This is a genomic window from Atribacter sp. (genome assembly GCF_035418125.1).
GTDB lineage: Bacteria > Atribacterota > Atribacteria > Atribacterales > Atribacteraceae > Atribacter > Atribacter allofermentans.
Map to the genome: position 1 here is coordinate 1 of NZ_DAOLQM010000140.1, position 5634 is coordinate 5634.

At 39.3% G+C, this 5634-nt stretch carries 7 protein-coding genes and 1 tRNA gene; 6 read left to right on the top strand and 2 right to left on the bottom strand.

All coding sequences use genetic code 11. The annotated features are described in order from the left end of the window. Positions 1-131: 131 nt before the first annotated feature. Positions 132-1172 (bottom strand): BMP family lipoprotein, encoded by a 1041-nt coding sequence (locus tag PLK24_RS07600; RefSeq protein ID WP_324477832.1) that lies wholly within the window; start codon positions 1170-1172, stop codon positions 132-134. 31 nt (positions 1173-1203) lie between these two features. After that, positions 1204-1440 carry a hypothetical protein gene (locus PLK24_RS07605; protein ID WP_324477834.1) on the bottom strand — a complete coding sequence of 79 codons (237 nt, stop codon included), beginning with the start codon at positions 1438-1440 and terminating at the stop codon, positions 1204-1206. A 450-nt stretch (positions 1441-1890) separates the two neighbouring features. Between PLK24_RS07605 and PLK24_RS07610 the strand changes: the two genes are divergently transcribed. From PLK24_RS07610 to PLK24_RS07635, 6 genes are all read left to right on the top strand, one after another. Then, positions 1891-3258 (top strand): deoxyribodipyrimidine photo-lyase, encoded by a 1368-nt coding sequence (locus PLK24_RS07610; protein ID WP_324477836.1) that lies wholly within the window; start codon positions 1891-1893, stop codon positions 3256-3258. A gap of 1 nt (position 3259) precedes the next feature. Then, the gene (locus PLK24_RS07615; protein WP_324477838.1) at positions 3260-4225 is read left to right on the top strand and encodes a YbgA family protein; all 966 of its coding nucleotides are present in this window, start codon (positions 3260-3262) and stop codon (positions 4223-4225) included. Positions 4226-4240: 15 nt separating this feature from the next. Next, positions 4241-4630 carry a metallopeptidase family protein gene (locus PLK24_RS07620; RefSeq protein WP_324477840.1) on the top strand — a complete coding sequence of 130 codons (390 nt, stop codon included), beginning with the start codon at positions 4241-4243 and terminating at the stop codon, positions 4628-4630. A gap of 2 nt (positions 4631-4632) precedes the next feature. Next, entirely contained in the window at positions 4633-5127 is a 495-nt protein-coding gene (locus PLK24_RS07625) for an HD domain-containing protein (RefSeq protein WP_324477842.1), read from the top strand. A 112-nt stretch (positions 5128-5239) separates the two neighbouring features. Continuing rightward, the gene (locus PLK24_RS07630) at positions 5240-5422 is read left to right on the top strand and encodes a ferredoxin (protein ID WP_218110974.1); all 183 of its coding nucleotides are present in this window, start codon (positions 5240-5242) and stop codon (positions 5420-5422) included. Positions 5423-5551: 129 nt separating this feature from the next. Further along, positions 5552-5628: transfer RNA gene (locus PLK24_RS07635), tRNA-Glu, on the top strand. Positions 5629-5634: the final 6 nt, after the last annotated feature.

A 5634-nucleotide genomic window follows, 5' to 3' on the forward strand; every position in this document is an offset into this window, starting at 1 on the left:
GCACCATTTTCACCAAGGAGACCATGAATTTCACCTTGATTGATCGTGAGGTCAATATGATCATTGGCAAGAACCCCAGGAAAGTATTTGGTAAACCCATAAAGTGCCAGGGCTTCATTCATGAAAATATCCTATCCTCCAAATTCGGTTGGGCGTGGGACAATTATTTCACCGGTTTTTATCTTGGTTTGCGCTTCAATAACTATATCAAGAACTTTTTGGGGAAATGAAACCGAGTGGACGAAACCATATTTTTCTTCCCAAAATTCTTCTTCTTCTGATAAGCGACACATTCCAACCCAACCATCGGCAACACCTTTTTCAAGGACGCCACCCTGAAAAGTACCGTCGTATGCACTTTTGATGGTTTCATATACAGCGATATCGACTCGTTTTGTCATGCTGGCTAACATTTTCTCGTTTACATAACATTGGCAGGCATCAACACCCATGCCAAATACATCACGTTCTTTAACTGCTTCCAAAGCTCCTAATCCACTTTTACCGGCAGAAGGCCAGATAATATCAGCTCCACTATCGATTAAGCTGATAGCTAATTCTTTTCCTTTAGTGGGATCAGCCCAATTTCCCACAAAAACTCCAGGAAGAACTTCAGCGCCGGTATTTGCCCATTTCACACCTGCTTCAAAACCTACAAAAAAATCACGAATAAGAGGTATATCCATACCGCCTATCATACCGATTTTTTTGCTCTGGCTCATATTGGCAGCAACAACTCCTAGGAGGAAACTTCCTTCATTGGCTTTGAAAAGAAGAGAGGCAACATTAGGTTGTTCGACGGCCATGTCAACCAGGGCAAATTTTTGGTCAGGATATTCAGCCGCAATTTTATTTAGAGCATCTGCCTGATCAAATCCGATACAGATAATGATTTCGTACTCTTGGGACATAGCAAAATCGCGTTGATATCCCTCATACTCGGCTACTGCTTTTGGTTCGACATAATCAAATTCGACATTGAACTCTTCCTTGGCTTGAGTAGCTCCGGCAAAAGCAATATCGTTAAAGGATTTATCTCCTAATCCACCGGTTGCGCAAATTAATCCAATTTTTTTCGTGCTGGCTGCCCAAGCTTCTTGGTTGAAATTGCAAGAAAGCAATACCAGAACCAACAAAAAAAATATACAAGAAACACTCAGTACCCTTTTCAACTTTATATCCTCCTTTAATGGAATCTTTTTTTCATTCTAACCCAGTTTTATAGGAAAAACAATATTGATAAATTAAGCTTATAAAGGGGATTAGAGAATACATCATCATGCTGCCTGGCAGCATCAGATGAGGATGAAAATACCTATCTAAATCCGTCATTGCGATGAGGTCAACCGATTTTTGGTTGAACGACGTGGCAATCTCTACCATCCACTTTGTCATTCTGAGGAGTCCGGTGTCTTCTACCGGACGACGTGAGAATCTCATCTTTTTCAGTTCCACGATTCCTTAGTTCCAAAGCCTTTAAAGGATGAGATCCTCACGCCCTCAAAAAGCGAGGGCTCAGGATGACGGATGAAAGGCTCCCTCCCCGCCGTGAAAACAGCACCCTCCAAGGAGGGGAATTGTTGAATTTATTCTTTTTCTTTTTGGTTTCATCACATTTCACTTGCTCAGGTATTTTCAGGATAGGAAATTATTAAATTGAACTCATGGGATTGGCGCTTCGCTGTGCTCAAAGAAATGACGGATTAATAATTCCTTCTCCCTTGATGGGAGAAGGTGAGGATGAGGGTGAATATTTTCTTTTTTACAACTCACTTCTTATTATATTGATAGGATAGGGTATGATATAAAGAGAAAAGATAAGGGGTACCTTTTGCTATGGTTGGCAAATCAAAACTAGAATTTTTCTTATTATGCCATTGAGGATACTGTATGAATCCAAAGCGTGTTCGTGTGCTACAAAACGGGCTTGATCGAACTGGTCCAGTTGTTTATTGGATGAGTCGGGACCAGAGAGTTGAAGATAACTGGGCGCTTATCTATGGTTTAGAATATGCTGATCGAAAAAAGGTCCCATTCGGAGTGATATTCTGTTTGGTTAATGATTTTCTCGGTGCGACCCGACGTCAATATGATTTTATGCTGAAAGGTTTACAGCAGGTTCACGAAGAACTCTTAAGGTATAAAATTCCTTTTTTTTACCTCAAAGGAAATCCAAGCTTGGTATTGCCCGACTTTATCAAAACTAATAAAATTTCTTTATTGATAACCGATTTTGATCCTCTCCGAATGAAAAGGCAATGGAAAGCTCAATTGATGGAAAAATCTCCAGTTGAAATACGAGAAGTTGATGCTCACAATATAGTGCCGGTGTGGATCGCTTCTTCTAAACAAGAATACGGAGCCTATACGATTCGACCGAAAATATCTCGATTATTACCTGAATTTCTTGATGAATATCCATTAATACAAATGAATTCTTCACACCAATCGTGGCAAGGGGATTCAATCAATTGGGGCGATTTGTTTGGTAACTGTCCAGGAGACTCATCCCTTCCACCGATAACCCAGTTTATTCCCGGTTCAAGAAGCGCTTTACGACAGCTCCAACAATTTCTTAAAGAAAAAATGGATTTTTATGACAACCAACGCAATGATCCCAACGCTAATGCTCAGTCGAATCTTTCCCCCTTTCTCCATTTTGGTCAAATTTCCGCACAAAGAATTGCCCTGGAAGTTCAAAAAGCATCGATTGCAAAAGATAAAAAGGCAGCCTTTTTAGAAGAAGTTGTTATTAGGCGAGAACTTTCGGATAATTTTTGCTGGTACAATCTTAACTATGATCAATTTGCTGGATTCCCATCTTGGGCACAGCAAACTCTTAATCAACACCGCAAAGACCAGAGGGAGTATCGATACTCATTAGAAGAATTTGAAAAAGCCCAAACTCATGATCAACTTTGGAATGCCGCACAAAAAGAAATGGTTTATACGGGCAAGATGCATGGATATATGAGGATGTACTGGGCAAAGAAAATCTTAGAATGGTCGGAAACTCCTGAAATAGCCTTGCAGAGTACCATCTATTTAAATGACCGTTATGAGTTAGATGGAAGAGATCCAAATGGATACGCTGGTATTGCTTGGAGCATTGGAGGTGTGCATGATCGTGCCTGGGGTGAAAGACCAGTGTTTGGAAAAATCCGATACATGAGCTATCGGGGGAGCCGCTCTAAGTTTGATGTTGATCAATACATCTCTCAATATAAAGATTGGGAAGAGTCAGTGAGGAAAGATTGAGATGAAACAATTTACCAAGCCAACCGTGGTAGTGAGCAAATGTTTGGGCTTTGATTCTTGTCGATACAATGGGCAAATGATACCAGTTGATTTTATAGAAAAAATGAAACCCTATGTTCATTTTGTTCCGGTTTGTCCTGAGGTGGAAATTGGTTTAGGAGTTCCGCGCGATCCAATACGTTTAGTATCCGTAAATGGAGATTTTAGACTGATGCAACCGACAACCGGCCATGATTATTCCGATAAAATGAAACACTTTGCCTTGGAGTTTTTGCAAAGTTTACCTGAAATAGACGGTTTTATTCTCAAGGGTCGATCTCCCTCATGTGGTGTTAAAGATGTCAAGATCTATCAAAGTTTGGATAAGGGTCCATCCATAGGGACAACTCGAGGATTCTTTAGCGAGGTAGTTTCTAATGTTTCCCCCTTTTTACCAATTGAGGATGAGGGGCGGTTATCCAATTTAAAAATTCGCGATCATTTTTATACATCCTTATTTGTTTTAGCAGATTTTCGCCAACTGCGTGATCAACCTTCACGACAACAACTGGTTCAGTTCCATACCGAACTTAAGTTGCTCCTAATGGCTTATAATCAAAGCGAAATGAGAATGATGGGGAGAATTGTTGCTCAAGTGAATAAAAAGCAAATAAAGGAAGTTTACGACGATTATCGATCTCACCTTTTAAAAGCACTTTTTCGTTCACCCAAGACTCCCTCGATGATTAATGTATTTATGCATGCCCTGGGTTATTTTTCCACTCGACTTCATACCAATGAGAAGGCTTTTTTTCTCGATTCTTTGGAGAAATATCGAGCAGGTCGAAGTACCTTTGCGACCAATCTTCAACTCCTTCGTTCTTGGGTCATTCGCTTTGACGAGCCTTATTTACAAAATCAACGTTTTTTTGAACCTTATCCCGAAGTACTCATGGAATTGGTGGATTCTAGTAAGGGTCGAGAATAGAGAGGGGGAGTTATTATGGAAAGAGATGAAATAATGGGAATGGTTCGAGATATTCTTGATCAACTCCCTGACCATATTCGAGAAAATATTATAAATTTAGAGTTTATTATTGAGGATCGTCCGAATCCGGAAATAAAACGGCAATTTCACGGAGCGATGTTATTAGGACTTTATCAGGGAATTCCTCTTCCTAAAAGAGGCCCGGGGTATACTTTTGTTCTTCCCGATCGGATATCATTATTCTATGAGAACTTAATGAAAGTGGTCCGAGATGATGAAGAATGGCCAGGAGTTTTAAAAGACGTCGTTTTACATGAAATTGGTCATTATTTTGGCTTTAATGAAATGGAAATCCGGAAATTAATGGATGAAATGAAACCAGAAGCCGAAAGGGGGATGGGTTGAAGATGGCTCATGATGTAAATTGGTATTGGCAGAAGGTGGAGGAAGTTTTTCATGATGATGCTCATATGATTGATCATACCAAAAAAGTCTTGGAATATGCTCAACAAATTATCTCCGACCAAACCGATATGAGCGAAGAGGAAAAAAGACGAACCGAGGTTGCTGTTCTTCTTCACGATATAGGAATATTGGTAGCCGAGAAAAAATATGGTTCTCGAGCGGGCAAGTTTCAACATATAGAAGGACCGCCTCTGGTTCGAGAAATAACCAAACAAGCTGGGGAGGAACCAGGCTTTATAGATCGGGTAGCATTTATAGTCGGAAATCACCATAATTTTTCCAAAGCAGATGGGACAGATTTCCAAATTCTAATTGAAGCTGATATGTTGGTTAATTTGAAAAATGAAAAGATTATAAAAAATAAACTAGCGGAATTTATTGATAATTTTTTTAAAACGAAAAAAGGAAGGGAAATAGCACGGCAAATTTATTTGTAATGAAAATGAGTCTCAATTTTTTTATTTTTTCCTACAATTTAACTTTGGTTCGAAAACAGATATGGTATAATGTTGCGTGATTTTTCAACACCATAAACAGGAGGAATAGCTCATGGCTTTAAAAATTGATGAAGAAGCTTGTATCGGTTGTGAATTATGTGTTCAAGTATGTCCCGATGTTTTTGAAATGAATGATGATGGAAAAAGCATCATAAAACCTGGAAGTGATGAAAATTTAGAATGTGTTGACGAAGCGATCGATTCCTGTCCTACGAGTGCTATTATCAAGGAATAATTATTCAGCCCGGTAAATCCGGGCTTTTTTAAAATTTTTTTAAGAAATTATGCTTTAGGGTCTTGATATTAAAGGATAATTTCTATAGAATAAACACTGCTTGTTTAAATTAATAGAATATCTATGTGCGCCCTCATCGTCTAGCCTGGTAAGGACACCGCCCTTTCAAGGCGGCGACAGCGGTTCAAATCCGCTTGAGGGCGCCATTTTTT

Coding starts and splice junctions, on each gene's coding strand:
- PLK24_RS07605 (WP_324477834.1), bottom strand. CDS start 1,440: ATGAGATTCTCACGTCGTCCGGTAGAAGACACCGGACTCCTCAGAATG.
- PLK24_RS07610 (WP_324477836.1), top strand. CDS start 1,891: ATGAATCCAAAGCGTGTTCGTGTGCTACAAAACGGGCTTGATCGAACT.
- PLK24_RS07615 (WP_324477838.1), top strand. CDS start 3,260: ATGAAACAATTTACCAAGCCAACCGTGGTAGTGAGCAAATGTTTGGGC.
- PLK24_RS07620 (WP_324477840.1), top strand. CDS start 4,241: ATGGAAAGAGATGAAATAATGGGAATGGTTCGAGATATTCTTGATCAA.
- PLK24_RS07625 (WP_324477842.1), top strand. CDS start 4,633: ATGGCTCATGATGTAAATTGGTATTGGCAGAAGGTGGAGGAAGTTTTT.
- PLK24_RS07630 (WP_218110974.1), top strand. CDS start 5,240: ATGGCTTTAAAAATTGATGAAGAAGCTTGTATCGGTTGTGAATTATGT.